Here is a 23482-nt window from a genome sequence, read left to right as displayed (position 1 = left end):
AAAAAAGGAGCGGTCGCCATGTCAGTAAGGGAAACCATTCTACAGCTTATCCGCCAAGAAACCGCCATTCCCGTCCCAATTCTGGAGACAACGGACCTGTTTAAGGACCTGTATCTGGATTCTCTTTCCTTCGTAAGCCTGCTGCTGGAGATCGAGGAACGCTACCATATCACGATTGAGCTGCCGGAGATGGCGGACTGCCGCATTGCCGGGCGGCTCGTGGAACTGGTGGAGCGCAAGGCCGGAAAGGAGCGGAACGATGCTTAGAGACGCATTGCTGGCCAGATGGGGGCAGGACCTCCCCGCTGTGCTGGGGAGGGAGCCGCCGGTTTCCTTCGCAGACCTGGCACAGCGGGCGGCAGGCGTGCAGGCGGCTCTGCCCAGCGGGGACGGTCCGTCGATTGCGGCGGTTCTGCTGCCTGACGGAGAGGATTTTCTCGCCGCCCTGTTCGGCATTCTCCAGGCCGGATGGACGGCATTTCCTCTCAATGCCCATCTGACCGCGGAGGAGCTGTCGGCATTGCTGCGCCAGGCGCCGGTCCGGGCCGTGGTGACCTCCGGCGCCTTGGAGCCGCTCTGCCGGCGGGCGGCGGCAGCCTGCGCAAAAACGCCGGACGTCCTCCGCATGGAGGCGCTGCCGCCGTTTTCCGGACTGCGGCCCGCGCCGCCCGCCGCCGCGCCGGATTCGCCCATGCTGCTGCTGGCCTCATCGGGCACCACGGGCCGCGCCAAGCTGGTTCAGCTCTCCGAGGCCAATGTGGCGTTCAATGTTCTGGCCTATCTCAACCACATGGGATACGAAAAGCACCGGGACACCGCGCCGCGTTATGCGCTCGGCACTCCCCTTTTCGCAATCTACGGCCTGCTGGTCTCGTTTTCCTGCGTCCTCCGGGGGTTCCCCCTGCTGCCCATGGCGGAGGGGTTCACGCTGGACGCGCTTTACCGCGCGTCGCAGGAGTACGGGGTGAGCCACTATGACGGCGGAACCCTCGCGGCGGTCTTGATGGATCGGACCTTGGGCCATCCCATCCCGTATGACATCTCCGCCCTGCAGTATTTCGGCTTTGGGGGAAGCAAAGCGCCCGAGGGAACGCTGGAACGGCTGTCCGCCGCGTTTCCCCGGATCCGGTTTTGGTCAGGATACGGAATGACCGAGGCCTCGCCCCTGATCGCGCAGCCTTACCAGGAGCTGCCGCCCGACAAGCTGGGCTCCGTCGGGGTGCCGCTTCCCGGCGTCACCGTCCTTTTGGAGACGGAGCGCGGGCGGACCGATGCCCCCAACCAGCCGGGCGAAATCGTGGCGCGCGGGCCCAACGTCATGCTGGGCTACTACGGCGACGAAGCGGCAACCAAAGAAGTGATCCGGGACGGCTGGCTCCACACGGGGGACATCGGGTATTTCGACGAGGACGGATACCTCTATCTCTGCGGGCGCAAGAAAAACATGCTCTTGGTGCGGGGCTTCAACGTCTACCCGGAGGAGGTGGAAGCCCGTCTTTTGCGCTGCCCGCTGGTTCAGGACTGCGTGGTGTACGGTGGTGCGGAGAAATTCGGCACGGAGGCCGTCCTCGCCGACGTGGTCCCCTCCGGACCGGACGCAACCGTTGCGCGCATACAGCGCTGGTGCGCGGAGCATTTGGCGGACTATAAGCGCCCCAGCAAAATCAGGCTTTTGGATCAGCTGGAAAAGACCTCCACCGGCAAGAACAGGCGCGTCTCGGAGCCCCCGGTCCCATGAAGCTGATTCACATACGCGGCCTGAACTGCTATCACGACTGTGTGATCACCCTGGCGGGCGCCTTCGGGCTTGACTATGTCCAATCCTTCTCCGGGCTCTGGTCTGAGAGCGACCTGCGCTACGATCCGATTTGCAAGGTGTTTCTCACACGGCGGATGCCCGCAGCGCTGGAGGACATGGGGATGCGCTTAGGGCCGCCCCGCGTCACGAAAGAGGAGCGGGAACGGGCCTGGGCGCAGCTCCCCGCCGGCGGATTTCTCCTCGCCGGCATGGACGGCTTTCTGATCCCCTGGAATCCGCTTTACCGTCTCCAGCACGGCCCGCACTATTTTATCGTCCAAAAGACGCGCGCAGACCCGCAGACCTGTCTCGACCCCACCTACGGCCTGGGCGGCGAAGCGCTGGACTCACAGGATTTGGTGGGCAATGCCTACGCCCTGATCCCCGTCGCAAGGACTGCGTCCGGCCTCCCCCTTGCGGCGGCGCAGGACCCGGATTCCCTCCCCGCCCAAGCGCGCGAGGTGATCGGGCATCATCCCGCCGCCATAAGCGGGTTTTTGGAGCAGGCGGGCGTCTGGCTCCGCGGGACGGAGGAAACCGTCCTGTTTCCGGCCAAATTTGTGGATGCCCTGCTGGCAAACCGGCTCCTATACCGGCATTACCTGGAGGAGCGGCATCCCGAATCGGAAGAGGCGGCCCTATTTCAGGATAAACGCTATTATGAGGCGTGGCAGGCCGTCAAGCACGGATTTTATAAAGCAGCGCTCACAAAGCGGAATCCAAGTGTGTTTGACGAAGCGTGCGATTGCCTTGCGGCGCTCTTTCAGCGGGAAATCGCCTTGGCAGAGCGGCTCCTTGCACGTCAGCAGGGCGTGCCCCGAGCGTGAGCCACAGCCGTCCCGGCAAACGGGCAGCGTCCTTTCCGCGGGACTCCGCCTCCCCTCAGGCGCCGCGCCCCCTGTAAAGGCTTTGTTCTCCCCCCCTCACAACCCTAATAAAGCGCCGGAGCCGCGCCGCATAACCGCCTCCGGCCGTCTCCCCTTTTGCCGCCTGCCCGAAGGAAAGGCAGCTAAAGAATTGAGGCCCTCAACCGTTTCCGGTTGAGGGCCTTCCAAGCCTTGGAGTCACCGGTTTTTCCGGCCACATATTTTTTTGCCTCGCACTTCTGCCGCGCCCCTATAAACCCGATCCCCGCGCCCCCGTTCTCCTCGGCCGCGAGCCCAGCGCGGCGGGTCGCGGCCGAAAGCGAAGAAACACCCCTTATGGCATCGAGTCCCGCAGCAGGCGGGGTCTCGTTCCACAAGGGGTGTTTCTGAGCTGGAGCGGCTGATGGGAGTCGAACCCACCTATGCAGCTTGGGAAGCTGCCGTTCTACCGATGAACTACAGCCGCGTCTGGATGGTATTATAACAGAGCTTTTTCCAAAATGCAACCCGAAAAACGGCGGACTTTCCGGAAAATTTATTTTCCCCGCCCGCCGCCTTGCAAAGCCGCCGGGGCTGTGATATGGTGGCCTCACTTTCAACCGCGGGAGGACATCTTTATGAAGACCATCGGGCTTTTGGGCGGCATGAGCTGGGAGAGCACCGCCCTGTACTACCAGCTGATCAATCAGGCAGTAAAGGACCGCCTGGGCGGGCTGCACTCCGCCAAGCTCCTGCTGCACAGCGTGGACTTCGCCGAAATCGAGGCCTGCCAGGCGGCGGGGGACTGGGACAAAAGCGCCGCCATTTTGACGGAGGCCGCCCTGGGCCTGGAGCGGGCGGGGGCGGACTTCCTCCTGATCTGCACCAACACCATGCACAAGGTGGCGCCCCAGATCGAGAGCCGCCTCTCCATCCCCCTCCTCCACATTGCGGAGGCCACCGCCCGGGCACTGCTGGACCGGGGCGTGCGCACCGTGGCGCTGCTGGGCACCCGGTACACCATGAGCCAGGACTTCTACAAGGCGAAGCTGACGCAGGCGGGGATCACCGTCCTGGTTCCGGAGGCGGCGGAGGCGGCGCTGGTGGACCGGGTGATCTACCGGGAGCTGTGCCTGGGCGTGGTGTCCGGCGCCTCCCGGGACGCGTACCTGCGCATCATCGACGGCCTGGGGGCCCGGGGCGCCCAGGGGGTGATTCTGGGCTGCACGGAGATCGGCATGCTGATCTCCCAGGCGGACACCGCCCTCCCCGTGTTCGACACCACCCGCATCCACGCCCTCCGGGCGGCGGAGCTGGCCCTGGAGGCATAAGAGAGCGGGCATCCCCAGCGGGGGGTGCCCGTTCTTTGCTGCCCTGCATGAATGTCCCCTCCCCGGCATATGCATGTAGCAATGCTGCAAAGGGGGATCACCATGAGGAAAGTACTTGCACTGCTGTGCGCCCTGCTGGTCCTGGGGACCGGCGCCCGGGCGGTGGAGGTGGCGGCTCCGTCGGCCCTGCTGATGGAAAAGGAGACCGGCACCGTCCTCTTCGCCAAGGAGGAACACGCCAAACTGGAGCCCGCCAGCGTCACCAAAATCATGACCATTCTCTTGACCATGGAGGCCATCGACGCCGGCCAGCTCTCCTACGACACCATGGTCACCGCCTCCGCCCACGCCTGCTCCATGGGCGGCAGCCAAATCTGGCTGAAGGAGAACGAACAGATGACCGTGGGCGACATGCTCAAGGCGGTGTGCGTGGTGTCCGCCAACGACTGCGCCGTGGCCCTGGCGGAGCAGATCGCCGGCAGCGAGGACGCCTTCGTGGAGCGGATGAACCAGCGGGCGGCGGAGCTGGGCATGGCGGACACCACCTTCCACAACGCCACCGGGCTTCCGGCGGCGGGCCACGTCACCTCCGCCCACGACATCGCCCTGATGAGCCGGGAGCTGATTTTGAACCACCCGGACATCCGCCAGTACACCACCATCTGGATGGACACCCTCCGGGGCGGCACCTCCCAGCTGGTGAACACCAACAAGCTCATCCGGTTCTACGACGGGGCCACCGGCCTGAAAACCGGCTCCACCGACTCCGCCCTCTACTGCCTCTCCGGCACGGCGGAGCGGGACGGCATGGAGCTCATCGCCGTCATCATGAAGGACGCCACCTCCGCCCAGCGGTTTGAGGACGCCAAGGCTCTTTTGAGCTACGGCTTTGCCGGCTACGCCCTGGAGACGGTGACGCCGGAGGCGCCCCTGCCGCCGGTGGCGGTGGACCTGGGGACTCAGGCCACGGTCCAGCCGGTGCTGGGGGAGGGCACCCACCTGCTGCTGGAGAAGAGCCGGGCGGGCAGCCTCCAGCAGAGCGTGACCCTGGCGGAGTCGGCGGCGGCGCCGGTGGCGGCGGGGGACCGGCTGGGGACGCTCACGGTCACCGCCGGGGAGGAGGTCGTGGCGGAAATCCCGCTGCTGGCGGGGGAGGACGTCCCCCGGATCACCTATGTCCAGATGCTGCTGCGGCTGCTGCGGACGGCCTTTTTGTCGGATTGACCGAAAGCCCCCCCTCCCTTTTCGGCGCCCTTTCGACGCTTTTCCCTTGCCGTCCATCGGTCAAACTGCTATAATTTGGATAGGGCCCATGGGCCGGGATTCATGCATCCTGCCCATGGGCGATCAAGGAGACCCTTGGACGGCGGGCCGTCCATGGCAAAGGAAAGGACGATACATGCGATGTTGGATGTGAAATTGTTCGAGATGCGGAGCTTTTTGCCCATGCCCTACGAGGAGGCCCTGGCGCCCCGGCTGAAGCTGGCCCATGAGAAGCTGCAAAACGCCTCCGGCGCCGGCGGGGAGTTCACCGGCTGGGTGCACCTGCCCCGGGACTACGACCAGGAGGAGTTCGCCCGCATCCAGGCCGCCGCCGGGCGCATTCAGGCCGATTCCCAGGCCCTGGTGGTCATCGGCATCGGCGGGTCCTACCTGGGGGCCCGGGGTGTGATCGACTGCCTGTGCTCCCCCAACTACAATCTGAAAAAGAAGGACACCCCCAACGTCTACTTCGTGGGCAACGGCCTCTCCGCCGACGCCATGCAGGAGGTTTTGGACCTGGTGGCGGGGGGGGATTTCTCCGTCAACGTCATCTCCAAGTCCGGCACCACTACGGAGCCCGCAGTGGCTTTCCGCTTCTTCCGGGCGGCCCTGGAGGCGAAGTACGGCAAGGAGGGCGCGGGAAAGCGCATCTACGCCACCACCGACAAGGCCCGGGGCGCCCTGAAGTCCCTGGCGGACAACCAGGGGTGGGAGACCTTCGTGGTGCCCGACGACGTGGGCGGGCGGTACTCCGTCCTCACCGCCGTGGGCCTGCTGCCCATCGCCGTGGCGGGGGTGGACATCCGGGAGCTGATGGCCGGCGCCGCCGAGATGATGGACGCCTGCGCCGTCCCTGGCTACGACTGCCCCGCCTGGCGCTACGCCGCCATCCGCTACGAGCTGTACCGGGCGGGCCGGTCCGTGGAGCTGCTGGCCTGCTACGACCCCGCCTTCCGCTTCATGAGCGAGTGGTGGAAGCAGCTCTACGGCGAGAGCGAGGGTAAGGAGGGCAAGGGCCTCTTCCCCGCCAGCGTGGATTTCACCGCCGACCTCCACTCCATGGGCCAGTACATCCAGGAGGGCAAGCGGCTGATGTTTGAGACCGTGGTGCGCCTGGGCCCCTCCGGCAACCAGCTGTACGTCCCCCGGGACGAGGCCGACGGCGACGGGCTGAACTTCCTGGCCGGGGAGTCCATGGACTTCATCCGGGACCGGGCCATGGAGGGCACCCTCCTGGCCCACACCGAGGGCGGCGTGCCCAACGTGATCGTGGACGCCGGCGCCAAAACGCCCCGGGCCCTGGGCCAGCTGATCTACTTCTTCGAGTACGCCTGCGGCCTGTCCGGCTATCTGCTGGACGTGAACCCCTTCGACCAGCCCGGCGTGGAGGCCTATAAAAAGAACATGTTCGCCCTTCTGGGCAAGCCCGGCTACGAGGAGCGCAAGGCGGAGCTGGAGGCCAAGCTGAACAAGTGAGGCCCCCGCTCCCCCGGCGCGGTTCCCCGCAGTCCCAGGGCTGCAGCGGGGCGGAGCGGACGGGGGACAGACGGCGCCGGCGCGCCGCCTGTCCCCGCTCCCGCCTCCGGCTGTCAATGTCACATTATAAACAAACTTTGAACTCGCTTTTTTGCATTGTTTTTTCCCCCGTCTTATGCTATCCTTAACGTAGCAGCACACCCCGCCCCACGATTCTAAATAACAGGAGTGATTTACTATGGTCAGACTTATTATGGGCGTCAAGGGCTCCGGAAAGACCAAGCAGCTCATCGAACTGATCAACAACGCGGCGAAGGACGAGCCCGGCAACGTGGTTTGCATCGAGGCCAACCGCAACATGACCTATGATATCCACTATCATATCCGTCTCATTGACGCCCAGGAATATAAACTGAACAACTACGATCTGTTCCGCGGCTTTATCAGCGGCCTGTACGCAGGCAACTACGACATCTCCCACGTGTTCATCGACAACCTGTGCAAAACCGTCGACCAGGATGTGGGCAAGGACACCGAGGCCTTCCTGGACTGGCTGGACACCTTCGGCGAGAAGAACCGCATCAAGTTCACCGTCACCATCAGCGCGGATACCGCCGCCGCTACTGACGGTATGCAGAAGTATTTGTAATCTCTCCCTACGAACATTCAGGCCCCCATCCTCTGGATGGGGGCCTTTTTGGCGCGCCGTGCAAAACAACCGCCCCTCGGGGCGGTTGTTTGCCGTTTCCGTCAGGCCAGAGAGGCCAGCAGGTCCGGCCACAGGCCATTGAGCTGGGTAAAGCACACCTGGTTTACACCGAAGAAGGCCGCCAGGTCCGCCCGCTCCGCCGCGGAGCGGCCGTCCAGATACCAGACCACCGTCTCCTTCTCCGCCACCGTGCCGCTGAGGTAGGCGCAGGCGTAGCGGCTGGAGTAGTACGACCCCAGCCCCCCCGCCGCCAGCAGCCCGGCCGCCGCCGCGCCGGAGACGGGGGCGCCCCGCTTGCCGTCGGTCCAGACGGCGGCGGTGGTGGTCAGCAGCAGCGTCAGCTTCTCCGGCGCCACCGTCCCCCGCAGCCGGTCCAGGGCGTAGTAGACCTCCTCCAGCGGCTCCAGGGGGGAGGTGGGGAAGTTCTCCCCCACCTTCTCCGTATAGGGCGCCACCCGCAGCACCAGCCGGTCCGCCTGGGCCGCCAGGGCGGCGTAGTCATACCCGTCGTAGCTCCGCCCCTGCCAGGCGGGGGCTTCCGCCGCCAGGTAGAAAAGGTCCTCCCCCAGCGCCTGGCGCAGCGCGGCGGCCAGGGCCGTCAGCGCCTTCTGCCCGGCGTAGCCCACCTGGGCCAGGTCCAGGAAGAGGCCGTCGTACCCCCCGGCCTCCACGGCGGCGGAGAGCAGGGCGGCGGTGGCCGCCGCGTCCCCCCGGAGGGCGTTTTCCGTACCGGAGACGTACAGCAGCGCCTTGGCCCCGGCGGCCTTCGCCGCATCCCGTATGGCGGCGGCGGTCTCCGAAGAGGCGGTGGCCGTCAGCTGGGTGGCGCCGCTCTGGTAGATCAGCTGGCCCGCCGCCGCGGCCACCGCGTCGAAGCCCGCCAGCTCCGGCAGCTCCTCCACGGAGGCGGCGATGCCCACGGTGCCGGGGGCATCGCCGTGGAGCTTGTCGTACAGCCGCACCAGCATCACCGCCGCCTGCTCCCGGGTGGCGGTGCGGTCCGGGGAGAACGACGCGGCGGAGGTGCCGTCCACCAGGCCCAGGTCGTAGGCCATGGTGATGTAGCCGGCGTTGGTGGTCACGTCCCGGAAGGGATTGGGCAGATCCTGGGCCAGCCCGGCGATGGTGCCGTACCCCAGGGCCCGGACCAGCATCACCGCCAGCTCCTCCCGGGTGATGGGGTCCTCCGGGCGGAAGGCGTCGCTCTGCCGGGTGACGGCGCCGTTGGCGTAGGCCGCCTCCACCGCCCCGGCGGCCCAGTGGCCGGCGGGCACGTCGGTGTAGGTGCTTCTCTCCGGCTTCTCCGCCTTCCAGCCGAAGAACCGGCCCAGCACCACCGTGAAGGCCGCCCGGGTCATCTGGTGGCCCAGGCCGAAGCGGGTGGCCGTCTCCCCCTGGAAAAAGCCCAGCTCCACCGCCCGGCGGATGGGTTCGGCGGCCCAGTGGCCGGCGGGCACGTCCGTAAAGCCCGCCGCCGACGCGGGCGGCGCCAGGCAGGGCACCAACAAGGCCAGCGCCAGCAGGCAGCCGAGGACACGCTGCAATTGTCTTCTCATACTCGTTTTCGCTCCTTTGGGCGTTTTTCGCGGTTGCATGGCGCTTATTGTACCAAAATATGGCGCATCCGTCAAACGAGGGCTGTCGAAAGCCGTTCCCGCCCCGGAAAACCGGGGGTTTCCGGCAGATTTTTTCTTTACCTGCCCCGCTCTTTCTGGTATAATAGCTTGGTTATGATGGATTTGTATGCGCACAGATATCGAGGGAGAGGAGGGAACCGTCCGTGAAATTTCAAAAGTGGAAGATCGGCGCTCCGGCGGAGCAGGACGTGGCCCTTCTGCGGGCCGCGGGCTACCCCTACCTGCTGTCCACCGTGCTGGCCGCCCGGGGCATCGCCACGGCGGAGGCCGCCGCGGAATTTTTGGACCGGGAGCGGGCGCTGACCATCTCCCCCATGCGGATGAAGGACATGGACCGGGCGGTGGAGCGCATCCAGCGGGCCGTGGCGGACGGGGAGACCATCGCCGTCTTTGGGGACTACGATGTGGACGGCATCACCTCCACGGTGCTGCTGATGGACTATCTGAAAAGCTGCGGCGTGCGGTGCCTGCGGTACATCCCCCGGCGGGTGGAGGACGGCTACGGCCTCTCCCGGGACGCCATCCAGGGCCTGTGGGACCAGGGGGCTACCCTGATGATCACCGTGGACTGCGGCATCACCGGCAACGAGGAGGTGGCCTTCGCCGCCTCGCTGGGGATGGACGTGGTGGTGACGGACCACCACGAGTGCAAGGAGAGCCTCCCCGCCGCCGCGGCGGTGGTGGACCCCCACCGTCCGGACTGCCCCTACCCCTTCAAACACCTGGCGGGGGTGGGCGTGGCGCTGAAGCTGGTGCTGGCCCTGGGGGGCGAGAGCCGGGAGGACGCCCTGTTCAACCGGTACTGCACCCTGGCCGCCATCGGCACCATCGCCGACGTGATGCGGATGGAGGGGGAGAACCGGACCATCGTCTCCTGCGGGCTGGAGGCCCTGCCCCACACGGACTTCGTGGGCGTGCACGCCCTGTTGAAGGAGGCGGGGCTGCTGGGCAAGCCCATCACCTCCATCCAGATCGGCTTCGTCCTCTCCCCCCGCATCAACGCCGCCGGGCGGATGGGGGCGGCGGACCTGGCCGCGGACCTGCTGGAGACCAGCGACCCCCTGCGGGCCGAGGAGCTGGCCCGGGCGCTGTGCGATTTGAACCGGGAGCGGCAGATGGTGGAGCAGGCCATCTGCGCCGACGCCACGGAGAAGATTCACTCCCTGCGCAGCGAGGAGCGCAGCGCCCTGGTCCTCTCCAGCGAGCGCTGGCACCAGGGGGTGGTGGGCATTGTGGCCTCCCGCCTCAGCGAGAAATACTCCTGCCCCAGCTTCATGATCCACCTGAAGGACGGCGTGGGCAAGGGCTCCTGCCGGTCCTACGGCGGGTTCAACCTCTTCGCCGCCCTGGAGTCCTGCAAAAACCTGCTCTCCGGCTTCGGCGGCCACGAGCTGGCGGCGGGCTTCACCATTCCGGAGGAGAACATCGACGCCTTCCGCGCCCGGATGAACCGCTACGTGCGGGAGACCTGCGGCGCCACGCTGCCGGTGAGCTCTCTGGAGGTGGACGCCCCCATCACCTGCCCCGGCGGCGTGACGCTTGCGGAGGTGGAGGAGCTGGGGCGGCTGGAGCCCTACGGCGCCGGGAACCCCCGGCCCGTCTTCGCCCTGCTGGGGGCCACGGTGGACACCGTCCAGTCCGTGGGCCAGGGGCGGCACCTGAAGCTCCACCTGAGCAAAGGCCCCTGCCGGTTTGACGCCATCTTCTTCTCCGTGACGGAGGCGGAGTGCGGCATCCCCGCGGGCAGCCGGGTGGACGTGGCCTTCTATCTCCAGGCCAACACCTTCCGGGGCAGCACCACGCTGCAATTGCAGCTCATCGACATCCGCCCCTCCCTCCTCCCCAGCCGCCACCAGGCGGAGGACCTCCGCCTGGTGGAGCGGCTTTTGGCGGGGGACGCCCTCACCGCCCAGGAGATGAGCCGCCTCCAGGTGACCCGGGAGCAGCTGGTGCCCTTCTGGCGGGTGCTGGAGCGGCGCCTCCGCCCCGGAAAGCTGGAGACGGACCGCCTGCCCTTCCTGCGGGCGCTGGCCCAGGAGGCCGCGGCGGAGAGCGGCGGCAGCGAGAACTTCCTCCGCGCCGCCCTGGCGCTGGAGATCTTCCGGGAGCGGGGGCTGGTCTGCCTCACCTGCCGGGAGGACCGTTTGACGCTGCACCTGTCCCCCACCCAGGGGAAGGTGGATCTGGCCGCCTGCCCCTATCTCTGCCGGCTTCGGGAGGGAGCCGCCAATCGGAACCGAGGTGATCTGCCATGACGATTCAGGAACAGTACGAGCTGCTGGAGGCAACCGTCCGGGGCTACAACCCCGCGGCGGACTTCGCCCACATCCGCTCGGCCTTTGAATATGCCTGCAAATACCACGAGGGGCAGACCCGCAAAAGCGGCGAGCCCTATATCATCCACCCCCTGGCGGTGGCCCAGATCGTGGCGGAGGAGCTGAAGCTGGACTCGGAGTCCATCGAGGCCGCCCTCCTCCACGACGTCATTGAGGACACCCCCGCCACCCACGAAGACGTGGCCAAACTCTTCTCCCCCACCATTGCGGACCTGGTGGAGGGCGTCAGCAAGCTGACCCGCATCCAGTACGCCACCAAGGAAGACGAGCAGATGGAGAATCTGCGGAAGATGCTCATCGCCATGAGCAAGGACATCCGGGTGATTCTCATCAAAGTCGCGGACCGGCTGCACAACATGCGGACCATGGAGTACCAGTCCCCCGCCAAGCAGAAGCAAAAGTCCCTGGAGACCATGGAGATCTACGCCCCCATCTCCCACCGCCTGGGTATGCAGCGCATCAAGTGGGAGCTGGAGGACCTGTCCCTAAAATACCTGGACCCGGTGGGCTATGAGGAGATCGTCTCCAACCTGGACTCCAAGAGCCAGGAGTACGACGTCTTCATGCGCCGCACCCAGGGCCAGATCGACCAGCGGCTGGACCAGTTGAACATCCGCCACATCGTCTACGGCCGCGTCAAGCACCCCTACTCCATCTACCGCAAGATGTTCAACCAGAACAAATCCCTGGACGAGATCTTCGACCTCTTCGCCTTCCGGGTGATCGTGGAGAGCGTGGGGGACTGCTACAACGTCCTGGGCGTCATCCACGACATCTACAAGCCCATCCTGGGCCGGTTCAAGGACTATATCGGCACCCCCAAGCCCAACGGCTACCAGTCCCTCCACACCACCGTGATGGGCGGGGACGGCATCCCCTTCGAGGTGCAGATCCGCACCCGGGAGATGCACGAGATCGCCGAGTACGGCGTGGCGGCCCACTGGAAGTACAAGCAAAACGGCCAGGGCACCGGCACGGAGGGGCGCTACGAGTGGGTCCGGCGGCTGCTGGAAAACCAGGAGGGCGCCGACGCCGAGGACTACATCCACTCCCTGAAGGTGGATATGTTCTCCGACGAGGTGTTCGTCTTCACCCCCAACGGCGACGTGCAGAACCTGCCCGCCGGGGCCACCCCCATCGACTTCGCCTACGCCATCCACTCCGCCGTGGGCAACCGGATGGTGGGCGCAAAGGTCAACGGCCGCATTGTCACGCTGGACCACGTGCTGAAAAACGGCGACATCGTGGAGATTCTCACCTCCAAAAACGCCAAGGGCCCCAGCCGGGACTGGATGAAGATCGCCCGGTCCAGCGAGGCCCGCAGCAAAATCCGCCAGTGGTTCAAAAAGGAGAAGCGGGAGGAGAACATCGCCAACGGCCGGGCCTCCTTTGAGGCGGAGCTGAAGCACTGCGGCATCCCCATGCGGGACGTCATCGCCGCGGAAAACCTGCCGGGCCTTTTGAAAAAGGTCTCCTACGGCTCCCTGGATGAGCTGTACGCCGCCATCGGCTACGGCGGCTTCACCGCCCAGAAGGCGGTCAGCCGGATGCAGGGGGAGCTCCAGCGCATCGCCCGGCAGCACCAGGCGGAAAAACCCGACCCGCCGGAGCCCAAGGCGGCCGAGCCCAAGGAGAAGGCCGCCCCCAAGCAGGTGAAAAGCGAGCAGGGCATCATTGTGGAGGGGCTGGACAACTGCCTGGTGAAGTTCTCCAAGTGCTGCACGCCGGTGCCGGGGGACGAGATCGTGGGCTTCATCACCCGGGGCTACGGCGTGTCCGTCCACCGGGCGGACTGCCCCAACGCCTCTCTGGAAAAGCGCAGCGCCCCGGACCAGGCGGACCGCTGGATCAAGGTCACCTGGGGCAGCGACACCAACGAGAGCTATCCCACCACCCTGGAGGTGGTGTGCAAGGACCGCCAGGGCCTGCTGCTGGACATCTCCGCCGCCCTGTCCACCACCAACACCTTCGTCCTGGGCATCAACTCCCGCTCCACCGAGGACGAGTTCGCCATCTTCCGCCTGGAGGTCCGGATGCGGGACAGCCAGCAGCTGTCCACCCTGATGAACCGGCTCCACCAGATCTCCGGCGTGCTAAAGGTCATGCGCCCCGCCGGATAACCCCTGCGGGGGACCCATGTTCCCCCTCCGTCGCCCCCCTGCCCGCCGGGCCGGGGGGCGGCAAACCACTTCTCTTTGGGAGGCTGTTTCATGCGCGCTGTCGTCACCCGGGTGTCCCGGGCCTCCGTGTCCATTGAGGGCGCGGTCCGCGGCCAGATCGGCCGGGGCTTTCTGGTGCTGCTGGGGGTGGGCCCCGGGGACACCCGGGAGACCGCCTGCCGCCTGGCGGAAAAAATCTGCAACCTGCGGGTCTTCGAGGATGAGGCCGGCAAGATGAACCGCAGCCTGGAGCAGGCGGGGGGCGGCCTTCTGGTGGTCTCCCAGTTCACCCTGTACGCCGACACCTCCTCCCGCCGCCCCGGCTTCTCCGGCGCGGCCAAACCGGAGCTGGCCGTTCCCCTGTACGAGGCCTTCCTGGCCCGCTGCCGGGAGCGGGGCTTCCCCGTGGAGCAGGGGGTCTTCGGCGCGGACATGCAGGTGGAATCCGTCAACGACGGCCCCGTCACCATCCTCTTCGACACGGAGCGGCCCTGACCGCCCCTACACCGCCCCAGGCGAAAGGAGGCACCTATGGAAATTGATACGCTGCAGGTGGGCCCCATCGGCACCAACTGCTATCTGCTCTGCGACCCCGCCGCCGGCGCCTGCGCCGTCATCGACCCCGGCGGGGACGCCGACCGGGTGATCCGGGCCGTGGAGGCCCGGCGCTGCGTCCCCCGGGCCATTCTGCTCACCCACGGCCACTACGACCACACCGGCGCCGCGGCGGCGCTGCGGGAGCGGTGGCCGGAGGTCCCCGTCTACCTCAGCCGCCGCGACCAGTACCCCGGCGACCCCGTCCTCAGCCAGCTCTTCCCCCCGGTGCCCGGCGCCGCGGACTACGGCGAGGGGGACACGGTGGCGGTAGGCGCGCTGACGGTGGAGGTCCTCGCCACCCCCGGCCACTCCGAGGGCGGCGTCACCCTCCGCTGCGGCGACGCCCTCTTCTGCGGGGACACCCTCTTCGCCGGCTCCTGCGGCCGGACGGACTTCCCCGGCGGCAGCATGCCCACGCTGCTCTCCTCCCTGCGGCGGCTGGGCGCCCTGGAGGGAAATCTCCGGGTGCTCCCCGGCCACATGGAGCCCAGCACCCTGGACGCCGAGCGGCGGACGAATCCCTACCTCCGCCAGGCCATGGAGGCGGAGTGAGGGGCCTATGAAACTGGTATTGCAGGGACATGACGAGCGGTACGTGGCGGAGCAGAGCCTGCTGAACCTGTTCCCCGGGGAACTGCCGGTCTACGAGCCCCTCCAGCCCGGGGACGACAACTTCGCCGTCCTCACCCTGAAGGAGGATGGCGGCCTCTGCCGCGTCACCGCCCAGTTGCGCCGGGGGGAGCGGGAGGCGGAGGAGACCTGCGCCGCCCCCCTCACCGGCACGGACTTCGACCGGGAGGGCCAGCGGCGGCACCTGCTGGGCCGCTGCTTCTTCCTGGCGGCCCGCCGCGTCACCGGGGACACGCCCCCCTGGGGCATGCTCACCGGCGTCCGGCCCGACAAGCCGGTGACCTGGGCCCTGGCCTCCGGCAAGACGGCGGAGGAGGCCCGGGCCATGCTGGAGACGGAGTACTTCGTCTCCCCCTCCCGGGCCGCCCTGGCCCTGGAGACCGGCGCCGCCGCCTGCACCGCCGCGGAGAAGCTGGACCGGCGGGACATCGCCGTGTACGTGGGCATCCCCTTCTGCCCCACCCGCTGCGCCTACTGCTCCTTCGTCAGCCAGTCGGTGGAGCGGAGCTTCGCCCTGGTGCCCCCCTATGTGGACGCCCTGACGGCGGAAATCCGCGCCGGCGGACAGATGGTCCGGGAGCAGGGGCTGCGGGTCCGGGCCTTCTACATGGGCGGCGGAACCCCCACCACCCTCACCGCCCGGCAATTGGACCGGGTGCTGACGGCCTTCGCCAAGGCCTTTGACACGGACGGCTGCGAGGAGGTCACCGTGGAGGCCGGCCGGCCGGACACCATCACGGCGGAGAAGCTGGCGGTGCTGAAGGCCCACGGCGTCACCCGGGTCTCCGTCAACCCCCAGACCATGGAGGACCACGTGCTCTCGGCCATCGGCCGGCGCCACACGGCGGGGGACATCGGCCGGGCCATGGAGCTGGTGGCGCGGCACGGCTTCCCCCACGTGAACATGGATCTGATCGCAGGCCTGCCCGCGGACAGCCCGGAGGGGTTCCGCCGCTCGCTGGACGCGTGCCTCTCCTTCGGCACGGACAATGTGACGGTCCACACCCTGGCCCTGAAAAAGGGCAGCCGCATTTTGCTGGAGGGCCTCCCCGTCCCCGGCCCCGAGGCCGTGGGGGAGATGCTGGACTACGCCGCCCCCCGCCTCCGCGCCGCCGGGTACGGCCCCTACTACCTCTACCGGCAAAAGTACATGTCCGGCAGCTTTGAAAACATCGGCTGGTGCCGCCCCGGCGGGGAGTGCTGGTACAACATCTACATCATGTCGGAGCTGTGCTCCATCCTGTCCTTCGGCGCCGGCGGGTCCACCAAGATGGTGGAGCCGGGCACCAACCACATCGAGCGGGTGTTCAATCTGAAATATCCCAAGGAGTACACGGAGCGGCCGGAGAAGGCCCTGGCCAATCAGGCCGCCTTCGCCGCCTTCTACCGGTCCCTGGCACTTTGAAAGGAGCCGCCGCCATGGCCTATTCCCTGTCCGAACTCAACGCCGCCGTCCGCAGCGATCCCCGGGGCTTCGCCCAGTCCTGCGACGACGCCTTCGCCCAAAAGGTGGAGCGCGCCGCCCGGCAGATCGCCGCCCACCGGACGCAGTCCCGGGTGATCCTGCTCTCCGGCCCCTCCGGCTCCGGCAAGACCACCACCGCCCTGAAAATCGAAGAGGTGCTGGACCACATGGGCATCGAGACCCACACCGTGTCCATGGACAACTACTTCAACACCATCGACCCGGAGACCGCCCCCCGGAACCGGGAGGGCGCCATCGACTACGAGTCCCCCTTCTGCCTGGACGTGGAGCTGCTGAACCGCCACTTCTCCATGCTGGACCGGGGGGAGACCATCCATGTGCCCAAGTACGAGTTCGCCCGGCAGATGCGCTCCGACATCCTCTCCCGCCCCCTGCGCCTGGGGCCCGACGAGCTGGCCATCTTCGAGGGCATCCACGCTCTGAGCGACATCATCGTGGGCAAGAACCCCAACGCCTTCAAGCTCTACATCGCCGCCCGGAGCGACCTGGTGGACGACGAGGGGCAGGTGGTGTTCCAGCACGCCTGGCTGCGGCTGTGCCGCCGCCTCGTCCGGGACCACCTGTTCCGGGGCAGCGACGCCGCCCTCACCCTGAAAATGTGGCCCAACGTCCAGCGGGGAGAGAAGCTGTACATCGCCCCCTACCGGGAGAACGCCGATCTGATGTTCGACTCCTCCCTGGCCTTTGAGTACGCCGTGCTCAAGCCCCTGGCCGTACCCCTGCTGGAGGCCGTCCCCGCCGGGAAATACGAGGTGGTGGACCAGATGCTCCGGGCCTTTGAGCGGATCGAGGCCATGGACCAGCAGCACGTGGCCCCCGCGTCCCTGGCCCGGGAGTTCATCGGCGGCAGCCCTTATGACAACCATTGACCCGTCCGAATTTGACAGGAGGTTTCTATGAACGAGAAGCTGTATGACGTGCTGAACAAGGTCCAGGACACCGCCGTGCAGGTGGGCGGCATCGCCGCCGACGCCGCCTACGGCGTGGGGCGCCGGGCGGAGGAGCTGCTGTCGGTGGCCAAGCTGCGGGTCCGCGTCGCCACGCTGGAGGGCGCCGTGGAGGGCTGCATGGCGGAGATCGGCGAGATGCTCTACGCCACCCACACCGGCACCCCCACGGACTCGGAGATCCTGCTCTCGAAGCTGGAGGAGATCGACGGCCTGAAGGCCCAGATCGCGGAGCTCCAGGCCCGCATCGGCCGGGAGGCGGAGCGCCCCGCCTGCCCCACCTGCGGCGCCGCCGTCCGGGCGGAGGACCGGTTCTGCCGGGAGTGCGGGGGGGCACTGTGATGGAGACGTACACCTACCGCCAGTATCAGGAGAGTGCGGCCGCCCTGGCGGAGGTGCTGGGGTCCTTTCGCCCCCGGGTGCTGCTGATCCTGGGCTCCGGCCTGGGCGCCCTGGGGGAGGAGGTGGCGCAGCCCGTCTCCGTCCCCTTCGGCCGGGTCCCCCACATGAAGCGCTCCACCGCCCCGGACCACGCGGGCTGCTTTCTCTTCGGCCGCCTGGCGGGGCAGGACGTGGCCGTGATGCAGGGCCGCCTCCACACCTATGAGGGCTGGTCCTTCGCCGACGTGGCCTACCCCGTCCGGGTGCTGCGGCTGCTGGGGGCCGAGACCCTGCTGGTCACCAACGCCGCCGGGGCGGTGAACACCGCCTTCTCCGCCGGGGACCTGATGCTCCTCACGGACCACATCAAGCTCTTCGGCGTCAGCCCCCTGTGCGGGCCCAACGAGGAGGCCTTCGGCCCCCGGTTCCCGGACATGAGCCACGTCTACACCCCCGTCCTCCAGGCGGCGGCCCGGCAGGCCGCCCAGGCCCTGGGCATCCCCCTCCGGGAGGGGGTCTATATGTACTTCCCCGGCCCCCAGTATGAGACCCCGGCGGAGGTCCGGGCCGCCCGGGCCCTGGGCGCCGACGCGGTGGGCATGTCCACCGTGCCGGAGGCCATCGCGGCCGCCCACTGCGGCATGGCGGTCCTGGGCCTCACCCTGTGCACCAACATGGCCGCCGGCGTCCTGGACCAGCCCCTCTCCGGCGACGAGGTGATCGCCGCCGCCAACCAGGCGGGGCCAAAATTCGCCGCCCTGGTGAAAGCCTGCCTGGAACGGGTATAATGTTCTTTGATCCGCCATACGCTGAGAGCGGACACCACCCTCAGCGGACAAAGGACAGCACGCCCCAGACGCATCCAAACCGCGCGCTGGCGGCGTTCTCGCCCTGGCCTTGCGACAGCAAAGCGGCGGACTGCGGCCTTGCCATCCCACGGTTTGGATGTGCCTGGGGCCCGCAGGCGTATGTTGTCGGCAAAATCGGTTGCCGGCAAGGCGGACGAGGCCGCCTTGCTGACGCAAGGCAACGAGGACAACACCGCCAGCGGCCCATTTGGCCACAAAATACCATGTTGCCCTTTGTCCACTGAGCGTAGCGATCCTTTTGATAAATTCGAGGTATTGGTCCATGACAAAACAACAAAAAAAGCAGTCCTTTCTCACCGGCACCGCCATTCTGGCCAGTGCGGTGGCCATTGTGAAGGTCATCGGCGCCGTGTACAAAATCCCCTTCGGCAACATCGTGGGCAGCGAGGGGCAGACCTACTTCAACGTGGCCTACAACATCTACAACGTGCTTTTGACCGTCTCCACCGCCGGGCTGCCGCTGGCCATCTCCAAGCTCACCAGCCAGGCCCACGCCCAGGGCCGGGAAAATGAGAAGCGCAAGCTCTTCCGCACCGCCATCTGGCTCTTCTTCCTTCTGGGCCTGGTGGGGGCGCTGCTGATGTTCTTCGGCGCGGAGCACCTGGCCGGCTTCATGAACGAGCCCCTGGGCTACTGGCCCATCCGCACCCTGGCCCCCGCCGTGTTCTGCGTGTGCCTGCTGGCCTGTATGCGGGGCTACACCCAGGGCCAGGGCAACATGACCCCCACCGCCATCTCCCAGATCCTGGAGGCCATGTGCAAGCTGGTGCTGGGGCTGACGTTGGCCTGGTACTGCGTGCGGGCGGGGATGGGGCTGGACATCGCCGCCGCCGGCGCCATTCTGGGCGTCACCGCGGGCACGGTCTTGTCCATGCTGTTCCTCATCGTCTACCTCCTGCGCCACCGGGACCACAGCCGCTCCCTGGACGTGCCCCCCAGCAGCGCCGCGCTGATGCGGCGGGTGCTGGCCATCGGCATCCCCATCACCCTCAGCAACTCCGCCATGAGCATCATCACTCTGGTGGACACGAAAATCGTCCTGGGGCGGCTGCGGGACATCCCCGCCCTGGCGGACTCCGCCGCCACGCTGTTCGGCCAGTACCAGTTCGGCATGAACCTCATCAACCTGCCCCCCTCCTTTGTCTTCCCCGTCACCATGAGCCTGATTCCTTTCGCCGCGGCGGCCATCACCCGGCGGGACCACGCCGGGGCCGGGCGCATCGTCTCCTCCGCCTTCCGCCTCATCGCCCTGCTGGCCATCCCCGCAGGCGTGGGGCTGAGCGTGCTGGGCGGTCCCATTCTGCTGATGCTCTACCCCTCCCAGCAGGTGGACGCGGCGGCGGCGGGCGCCCATATGCGGTACCTGGGTATCGCCTGCATTTTCATCTGCATCATGACCCTGACCAACGCCATCCTCCAGACCTACGGCAAGGAGCGCATCCCCATCTACACGGTCATCCTGGGGGGCCTCACCAAGATCGTGATGAACTATCTCCTGGTGGGGAATCCGGACATCAACATCCACGGCGCCCCCATCTCCACCCTGTGCTGCTATCTGGTCATCTGCGGGCTGAACCTGTTCTTCGTGTGGAAGTACTCCCCGGAGAAGCCCCACTACCTCCAGCTTTTCGCAAAGCCCATCCTGGCCTCCGCCCTCATGGGCGGCGCCGTCTGGGCCTTCCACGGGCTGACGCTGCGCCTGCTCAACGGCGGGGTGTACGCCTACGGCGCGGGCGCCCTCTCCACCCTGGTGGGGCTCTGCGTGGGCGTGGGGGTGTACGCGGTGCTGGTCATCGCCCTGCGCATCCTGCGGGCAGAAGACGTCCGTTCCGTCCCCCACGGGGAGAAATTGGTCAAACTTTTACACCTGAAGTAAAAAATCCTTGCATTTCAAGGGTTTTGCACGCAAATTTTCTTGCAAAGGCGGACAATGTATGGTAGATTTTCAATGTAAGTCCCATTACGGCTGGGAGGACTTCCTCACCGTGATGGCCCTGCTCCGCTCCCCCGGCGGCTGTCCCTGGGACGCCGAGCAGACCCACGGCTCCATCCGCCGGAATTTTCTGGAGGAGACCTACGAGGTGCTGGACGCCCTGGACCGGGACGACGGCGCCGCCATGTGCGAGGAGCTGGGCGACGTTTTGATGCAGGTGGCCTTCCACGCCCAGATCGAGGCGGAGCGGGGCCGCTTCACCATGGAGGACGTGGTGGACGGCGTGACGAAAAAGCTGGTCTACCGCCACCCCCATGTCTTCGGCACGGCGGAGGCGGACACCAGCGAGCAGGTGCTGGTGAACTGGGAGGCCCTGAAGCGCACGGAAAAGGGCCAGCGCTCCACTGCCGACGCCATCGAGTCCGTGCCCCACACCCTGCCGGCCCTGTGGCGGGCGGAGAAGATCCAGAGCAAGACCGCCAAGGCGGGCTTTGACTGGAACGACCCCGCCGGCGCCCTGCGGAAGCTGGAGGAGGAGGTCCGGGAGCTGCGCCAGGCCGTGGAGGCGGGCGGAGACGCCAGCGCCCCCCACGGCGTCCGGGAGGAGACGGGGGACGTGCTGTTCATCGCCGCCAAGGTGGCCCAGATGGCCGGTGTGGACCCGGAGGACGCCCTGCACCGCGCCTGCGACAAGTTCGACCGGCGCTTCCGCCGCGTGGAGTCCGCCGCGGGAAAGCCCCTGGGGGACTGCACCCCGGAGGAGCTGCTCTCCCTCTGGCAGGAGGCCAAGCATCAGGAGTCTTAAACGCAATCCGCGTTAAGAATATCAACATTACAAATGATTCTAGGAGGATAACACCCATGAACAAAGCTGAACTCATCAACGCCGTCGCCGCCACCGCCGAGGTCTCCAAGAAGGACGCCGAGGCCGTCATCACCGCCACCCTGGATGCCATCACCGGCGCCCTGAAGGAGGGCGACAAGGTCCAGCTGGTGGGCTTTGGCTCCTTCGAGGTGAAGAAGCGCGCCGCCCGCACCGGCCGCAACCCCAAGACCAAGGAGCCCATTGAAATCCCCGCCTCCGTGGTGCCCCTGTTCAAGGCCGGCAAGGCGCTGAAGGACAGCGTTGCCAAGTAAGGAATCCCCTGACCCTTTTTCCGCCCCACCTCGCCCCCCCCGCCGGCGCCCGCCCTTTCTCCGGGACCGGCCTGCCGGGCCGGGCGCGGGCGGTCGCCGCTTCGCCGGAGCACGCTCCGGCCGGCGGAGGTCCCCCGCCCGCGGGGGATGCGGGGAGCGGCGACGCCCCCCGGCCCCCCTCCCTGCGCGGCCTCCGGGCCGCCCGGGGCGGGGGTCTTTGATTTTTGGAGGTTTTTTATGCGTCTGGACAAGTATTTGAAGGTCTCCCGCCTCATCAAGCGGCGGACCGTGGCCAACGAGGCCTGCGACAACGGCCTCATCACCGTCAACGGCAAGGCCGCCCGGGCCTCCTACGACGTGAAGGCGGGGGACCGGATCTCCCTGCGCTTCGGGGAGCGGGTCCTCACCGTGGAGGTGCTCTCCGTCCAGGAGACGGTGAAGCAGGCCGACGCCGCCACCCTCTACCGGGAAGTGGCCCCCTAAAGTCCGCTTCTATCCCCGCCCCCTCCTGCATATCCTTGGGACAGGGAGGGACGATGAAATGAACGATTTTACCACCATGCCGCAGGACGCCCACCGCCTGGAGCTCATTGGGCGGGAACGGCTCACCATCTCCGGGGTGGAGGATGTGGAGCGCTTTGACGAGACGGGCATCGTCATGTCCACCTCCGCCGGGACGCTGGTCGTCACCGGGGAGGAGCTGCACATCGGCAAGCTGTCCCTGGACGGCGGGGAGCTCCACGTGGACGGGCGGATCGACTCCGTGGCCTACGAGGACCAGGGCGGCAGCCGGGGCGGCTTCTTCAGCCGGCTGTTCGGATAGCACATGGAAAACCAGGTCTCCCACCAGCTGCTGGTGTTCGCCCAGTCCATCCTGCTGGGCCTGGCCGCCGGCGTGCTGTACGACGTGCTGCGCCCCTTCCGCCTCCGCATCCCCCGCCTCACCGGGGTGCTGGACGGGGGTTACTGCCTGGCCGTGGGGGCCTCCGCCTTCGCCTTTCTCCTCCGCCGGGCGGAGGGCGAGCTGCGGGGCTTCGTGGTGCTGGGCATTCTGGGAGGCGCGGTGCTGTTCTTCTGCGCCTTCTCCGCCCCGCTGCGGCCGGTGTGGACCTTTTGGGCCGACACGCTGGCCTATCTGGTGCATTTGCTGTCCCTTCCCCTGCTGTGGCTGAAAAATTTTTGCAAAAAATGTGTCCGCCGCGGAAAAAATCTCTTTTATTTTGCGCGGAAATGCTATACAATAAGAAAAACTGGGTGCGGATGCGGATTTTACAGAGGAGGCGGCAGGCATGGCAAAGCAGGAAAACGGCGCAAAGCGGAGCCGCCGCGCAAAAAGCGGCCTCCTGACCCGGGTGCTGCTGCTGGCGCTGCTGGGCGGCATCGGCTGGCAGCTGTACAGCCTCCGGGACCAGGTGGAGCGCGCCCAGGTGGATCAGGCCCGTCTGGCCGCCCAGGTGGAGGCCAAGCAGCGGGAGAATGACACCCTCTCCGCGGACATCGCCCAGGGGGGCACTCAGGAGAAGATGGAGGAGATCGCCCGGGAGCAGCTGGGCCTGGTCACTCCCGGCGAGTATGTCTTTTATGACGTCAGCAATTGACCGGTGTCGGGCGACGAGGGGGCGGCCGCGCTTCCCCGCTGGTACCAGCACCGGTCTCTTTTTTTCCGCGCCCGTGTGTTGGGAAAGCACGGTGAAAATCATTGGAAGGAGAAACAATAGACTGTATGGAGCCGCAGGTTGGGAGCATTTTGGAGGGCAAGGTGACCACGATCACCAAATTCGGCGCGTTTGTCGCCCTGGAGGGCGGCAAGTCCGGTCTGGTACATATCTCGGAGATCGCCAACACCTTTGTCAACGACGTACACGATTTCTTGCAGGAGGGGCAGGCGGTGAAGGTGCTGGTCCTCTCCGCGGAAAACGGGAAGATCAATCTTTCCATCAAGAAGGCC

Annotated in this window: 23 protein-coding genes, 1 tRNA gene and 1 pseudogene; 23 read left to right on the top strand and 2 right to left on the bottom strand. The window is 66.9% G+C overall.

What is annotated here, in order from left to right; genetic code table 11:
* The first annotated feature begins 18 nt into the window (after positions 1-18).
* The 3 genes from QZS21_RS06000 to QZS21_RS05990 are packed head-to-tail and all read left to right on the top strand — an operon-like array spanning position 19 to position 2625.
* Entirely contained in the window at positions 19-267 is a 249-nt protein-coding gene (locus QZS21_RS06000; RefSeq protein ID WP_295581318.1) for an acyl carrier protein, read from the top strand.
* Positions 260-1738 (top strand): class I adenylate-forming enzyme family protein, encoded by a 1479-nt coding sequence (locus tag QZS21_RS05995; protein ID WP_295581316.1) that lies wholly within the window; start codon positions 260-262, stop codon positions 1736-1738. Before QZS21_RS06000 ends, QZS21_RS05995 begins: the two co-directional genes overlap by 8 nt.
* On the top strand, positions 1735-2625 hold the full coding sequence (locus QZS21_RS05990; protein WP_295581314.1) for a hypothetical protein: 891 nt from the start codon (positions 1735-1737) through the stop codon (positions 2623-2625). The genes QZS21_RS05995 and QZS21_RS05990 overlap by 4 nt, the downstream gene beginning before the upstream one ends.
* Before the next feature lie 431 nt (positions 2626-3056).
* On the opposite strand, the gene QZS21_RS05985 is transcribed toward QZS21_RS05990, so the two are convergent.
* Positions 3057-3130, bottom strand: a tRNA-Gly gene (locus tag QZS21_RS05985).
* 151 nt (positions 3131-3281) lie between these two features.
* Between QZS21_RS05985 and QZS21_RS05980 the strand changes: the two genes are divergently transcribed.
* The 4 genes from QZS21_RS05980 to QZS21_RS05965 all read left to right on the top strand — a co-directional run bounded on the left by QZS21_RS05980 (position 3282) and on the right by QZS21_RS05965 (position 7362).
* A complete protein-coding gene (locus QZS21_RS05980) occupies positions 3282-3974 on the top strand; it encodes an aspartate/glutamate racemase family protein (protein WP_295581312.1) in 693 nt (230 codons plus the stop codon).
* Between the two features lie 102 nt (positions 3975-4076).
* Positions 4077-5198, top strand: a complete 1122-nt coding sequence (locus QZS21_RS05975; RefSeq protein ID WP_295581310.1) for a D-alanyl-D-alanine carboxypeptidase family protein — start codon at positions 4077-4079, stop codon at positions 5196-5198.
* Positions 5199-5378: 180 nt separating this feature from the next.
* Entirely contained in the window at positions 5379-6713 is a 1335-nt protein-coding gene (locus QZS21_RS05970) for a glucose-6-phosphate isomerase (protein ID WP_295581308.1), read from the top strand.
* A 238-nt stretch (positions 6714-6951) separates the two neighbouring features.
* Positions 6952-7362 (top strand): hypothetical protein, encoded by a 411-nt coding sequence (locus QZS21_RS05965; protein ID WP_295581306.1) that lies wholly within the window; start codon positions 6952-6954, stop codon positions 7360-7362.
* 101 nt (positions 7363-7463) lie between these two features.
* On the opposite strand, the gene QZS21_RS05960 is transcribed toward QZS21_RS05965, so the two are convergent.
* Positions 7464-8978 (bottom strand): S-layer homology domain-containing protein, encoded by a 1515-nt coding sequence (locus QZS21_RS05960; RefSeq protein ID WP_295581304.1) that lies wholly within the window; start codon positions 8976-8978, stop codon positions 7464-7466.
* Between the two features lie 224 nt (positions 8979-9202).
* On the opposite strand from QZS21_RS05960, the gene recJ reads away from it, so the two are divergent.
* The 16 genes and pseudogenes from recJ to QZS21_RS05885 form a co-directional block, all read left to right on the top strand.
* Positions 9203-11314: a single-stranded-DNA-specific exonuclease RecJ gene (recJ, locus tag QZS21_RS05955; protein WP_295581302.1), complete on the top strand. Its 2112-nt coding sequence runs from the start codon at positions 9203-9205 to the stop codon at positions 11312-11314.
* Positions 11311-13515: a bifunctional (p)ppGpp synthetase/guanosine-3',5'-bis(diphosphate) 3'-pyrophosphohydrolase gene (locus QZS21_RS05950; protein ID WP_295581300.1), complete on the top strand. Its 2205-nt coding sequence runs from the start codon at positions 11311-11313 to the stop codon at positions 13513-13515. The genes recJ and QZS21_RS05950 overlap by 4 nt, the downstream gene beginning before the upstream one ends.
* Before the next feature lie 90 nt (positions 13516-13605).
* Complete coding sequence (gene dtd / locus QZS21_RS05945) at positions 13606-14049, top strand: D-aminoacyl-tRNA deacylase (RefSeq protein WP_295581298.1); 444 nt, start codon at positions 13606-13608, stop codon at positions 14047-14049.
* A gap of 36 nt (positions 14050-14085) precedes the next feature.
* The gene (locus tag QZS21_RS05940; protein WP_295581296.1) at positions 14086-14703 is read left to right on the top strand and encodes an MBL fold metallo-hydrolase; all 618 of its coding nucleotides are present in this window, start codon (positions 14086-14088) and stop codon (positions 14701-14703) included.
* Between the two features lie 7 nt (positions 14704-14710).
* Entirely contained in the window at positions 14711-16186 is a 1476-nt protein-coding gene (gene hemZ, locus QZS21_RS05935) for a coproporphyrinogen dehydrogenase HemZ (RefSeq protein ID WP_295581294.1), read from the top strand.
* A 14-nt stretch (positions 16187-16200) separates the two neighbouring features.
* Entirely contained in the window at positions 16201-17136 is a 936-nt protein-coding gene (locus tag QZS21_RS05930; RefSeq protein ID WP_295581292.1) for a uridine kinase, read from the top strand.
* Between the two features lie 27 nt (positions 17137-17163).
* A complete protein-coding gene (locus QZS21_RS05925; protein WP_295581290.1) occupies positions 17164-17556 on the top strand; it encodes a zinc ribbon domain-containing protein in 393 nt (130 codons plus the stop codon).
* Entirely contained in the window at positions 17556-18383 is an 828-nt protein-coding gene (locus QZS21_RS05920) for a purine-nucleoside phosphorylase (protein ID WP_295581355.1), read from the top strand. Before QZS21_RS05925 ends, QZS21_RS05920 begins: the two co-directional genes overlap by 1 nt.
* 343 nt (positions 18384-18726) lie before the next feature.
* Entirely contained in the window at positions 18727-20340 is a 1614-nt protein-coding gene (locus QZS21_RS05915; protein ID WP_295581288.1) for a polysaccharide biosynthesis protein, read from the top strand.
* Positions 20341-20398: 58 nt separating this feature from the next.
* Complete coding sequence (mazG, locus tag QZS21_RS05910; protein WP_295581286.1) at positions 20399-21202, top strand: nucleoside triphosphate pyrophosphohydrolase; 804 nt, start codon at positions 20399-20401, stop codon at positions 21200-21202.
* Positions 21203-21258: 56 nt separating this feature from the next.
* Positions 21259-21534, top strand: a complete 276-nt coding sequence (locus QZS21_RS05905; RefSeq protein WP_295581284.1) for an HU family DNA-binding protein — start codon at positions 21259-21261, stop codon at positions 21532-21534.
* 237 nt (positions 21535-21771) lie between these two features.
* A complete protein-coding gene (locus QZS21_RS05900; RefSeq protein WP_295581282.1) occupies positions 21772-22017 on the top strand; it encodes an RNA-binding S4 domain-containing protein in 246 nt (81 codons plus the stop codon).
* 58 nt (positions 22018-22075) lie between these two features.
* Entirely contained in the window at positions 22076-22357 is a 282-nt protein-coding gene (locus QZS21_RS05895) for a YabP/YqfC family sporulation protein (RefSeq protein WP_295581280.1), read from the top strand.
* 3 nt (positions 22358-22360) lie between these two features.
* A pseudogene (gene yabQ / locus QZS21_RS11655) lies at positions 22361-22609 on the top strand (spore cortex biosynthesis protein YabQ); the annotation flags it as partial.
* 214 nt (positions 22610-22823) lie between these two features.
* Complete coding sequence (locus QZS21_RS05890) at positions 22824-23132, top strand: septum formation initiator family protein (protein ID WP_295581278.1); 309 nt, start codon at positions 22824-22826, stop codon at positions 23130-23132.
* Between the two features lie 125 nt (positions 23133-23257).
* The coding region (locus QZS21_RS05885; RefSeq protein ID WP_295581276.1) for a S1 RNA-binding domain-containing protein at positions 23258-23482 on the top strand (225 nt) is incomplete at its 3' end.

The organism is uncultured Oscillibacter sp. (assembly GCF_900544955.1).
Taxonomy (GTDB): Bacteria; Bacillota; Clostridia; order Oscillospirales; family Oscillospiraceae; genus Oscillibacter.
Note: the sequence above shows the minus strand (reverse complement) of the source record. Positions and strands in the feature narration are given on the sequence as shown.

Coding starts and splice junctions, on each gene's coding strand:
- QZS21_RS06000 (WP_295581318.1), top strand. CDS start 19: ATGTCAGTAAGGGAAACCATTCTACAGCTTATCCGCCAAGAAACCGCC.
- QZS21_RS05995 (WP_295581316.1), top strand. CDS start 260: ATGCTTAGAGACGCATTGCTGGCCAGATGGGGGCAGGACCTCCCCGCT.
- QZS21_RS05990 (WP_295581314.1), top strand. CDS start 1,735: ATGAAGCTGATTCACATACGCGGCCTGAACTGCTATCACGACTGTGTG.
- QZS21_RS05980 (WP_295581312.1), top strand. CDS start 3,282: ATGAAGACCATCGGGCTTTTGGGCGGCATGAGCTGGGAGAGCACCGCC.
- QZS21_RS05975 (WP_295581310.1), top strand. CDS start 4,077: ATGAGGAAAGTACTTGCACTGCTGTGCGCCCTGCTGGTCCTGGGGACC.
- QZS21_RS05970 (WP_295581308.1), top strand. CDS start 5,379: ATGTTGGATGTGAAATTGTTCGAGATGCGGAGCTTTTTGCCCATGCCC.
- QZS21_RS05965 (WP_295581306.1), top strand. CDS start 6,952: ATGGTCAGACTTATTATGGGCGTCAAGGGCTCCGGAAAGACCAAGCAG.
- QZS21_RS05960 (WP_295581304.1), bottom strand. CDS start 8,978: ATGAGAAGACAATTGCAGCGTGTCCTCGGCTGCCTGCTGGCGCTGGCC.
- QZS21_RS05950 (WP_295581300.1), top strand. CDS start 11,311: ATGACGATTCAGGAACAGTACGAGCTGCTGGAGGCAACCGTCCGGGGC.
- dtd (WP_295581298.1), top strand. CDS start 13,606: ATGCGCGCTGTCGTCACCCGGGTGTCCCGGGCCTCCGTGTCCATTGAG.
- QZS21_RS05940 (WP_295581296.1), top strand. CDS start 14,086: ATGGAAATTGATACGCTGCAGGTGGGCCCCATCGGCACCAACTGCTAT.
- hemZ (WP_295581294.1), top strand. CDS start 14,711: ATGAAACTGGTATTGCAGGGACATGACGAGCGGTACGTGGCGGAGCAG.
- QZS21_RS05930 (WP_295581292.1), top strand. CDS start 16,201: ATGGCCTATTCCCTGTCCGAACTCAACGCCGCCGTCCGCAGCGATCCC.
- QZS21_RS05925 (WP_295581290.1), top strand. CDS start 17,164: ATGAACGAGAAGCTGTATGACGTGCTGAACAAGGTCCAGGACACCGCC.
- QZS21_RS05920 (WP_295581355.1), top strand. CDS start 17,556: ATGGAGACGTACACCTACCGCCAGTATCAGGAGAGTGCGGCCGCCCTG.
- QZS21_RS05915 (WP_295581288.1), top strand. CDS start 18,727: ATGACAAAACAACAAAAAAAGCAGTCCTTTCTCACCGGCACCGCCATT.
- mazG (WP_295581286.1), top strand. CDS start 20,399: ATGGTAGATTTTCAATGTAAGTCCCATTACGGCTGGGAGGACTTCCTC.
- QZS21_RS05905 (WP_295581284.1), top strand. CDS start 21,259: ATGAACAAAGCTGAACTCATCAACGCCGTCGCCGCCACCGCCGAGGTC.
- QZS21_RS05900 (WP_295581282.1), top strand. CDS start 21,772: ATGCGTCTGGACAAGTATTTGAAGGTCTCCCGCCTCATCAAGCGGCGG.
- QZS21_RS05895 (WP_295581280.1), top strand. CDS start 22,076: ATGAACGATTTTACCACCATGCCGCAGGACGCCCACCGCCTGGAGCTC.
- QZS21_RS05890 (WP_295581278.1), top strand. CDS start 22,824: ATGGCAAAGCAGGAAAACGGCGCAAAGCGGAGCCGCCGCGCAAAAAGC.